This is a genomic window from Streptomyces sparsus (assembly GCF_054776295.1).
This window is the reverse complement of sequence record NZ_BAAHCA010001491.1, coordinates 1-786: the sequence shown is the minus strand read 5'-3', so window position 1 is coordinate 786 and position 786 is coordinate 1. Positions and strand designations below refer to the sequence as shown.

Genomic DNA, 786 nt, shown 5'->3' with positions numbered 1-786 from the left:
CAGCAGCGCCGCGGCGGCGTAGGTGTCGGCGTCCGGGCGGATGCGGCCGGCCGCCTGTTCGGCGCGCAGGTAGGTGTTCAGGCCGTCGATGGGGGCGTGCGGTCCGGTGCCGAGCTCGCGCATCGCCTCCAGGTGGCGGCGGCGCAGCCGGGGTTCGGCGTACAGCGAGGCGGCGATCGGGAAGCTCTGCCGGTAGAAGAGCAGCGCCTGCCGGGCGATCTCGGTGAGCGCCTCCTCGACGGTCCGCTCCCCCGGGCCGGCGGCCAGCTCGTCCAGCAGCCCCTCGAGGCCCGGTAGGCGTTCCCTCAGTACGGCCACGAACAGCTCCTCCTTGCTGCGGAAGTGCTTGTAGAGCGCGGCCTCGGAGCAGTCCGCGGCGCGGGCGATCTCCTTCGTGGTGGTCCGGGCGAGGCCGAGGGTGAGCAGCAGTTCGTGTGCGGCGTCCAGGAGGCGGACGCGCGCCGGTGCCGGGGTCTGGTTCATGTGGCGTGCTCCGGGCGGGACTTGACGACAGGGTGAGTGTTTACTCACCCTGGGGTGAGTAAACACTCACCCCAGGGAGGGGCGCGATGCGGATCACCGTGTTCGGAGCCACCGGCGGTACCGGCCGGCAGCTCGTACGGCAGGCGCTGGACGCCGGGCACGAGGTCACCGCGGTGGTGCGGGACCCGGCCCGGCTGGGCGTCGATCCGCGTCCGTCGCTGGAGGTGCGGACCGCGGACCTGGCTGCGCCGGAACCGCTGGTCTCGGCGGTACGCGGGCGGGACGCCGTGCTGTCCGGGCTCG

Annotated in this window: 2 protein-coding genes; one reads left to right on the top strand and one right to left on the bottom strand. The window is 73.5% G+C overall.

Annotation, left to right across the window (positions count from 1 at the left end; genetic code table 11):
• A partial coding sequence (locus ACYVE9_RS29200) for a TetR/AcrR family transcriptional regulator (protein ID WP_461030888.1) occupies positions 1 to 483 on the bottom strand: 483 nt, incomplete at its 3' end.
• Between the two features lie 86 nt (positions 484 to 569).
• Between ACYVE9_RS29200 and ACYVE9_RS29195 the strand changes: the two genes are divergently transcribed.
• A partial coding sequence (locus ACYVE9_RS29195; protein WP_461030887.1) for an NAD(P)H-binding protein occupies positions 570 to 786 on the top strand: 217 nt, incomplete at its 3' end.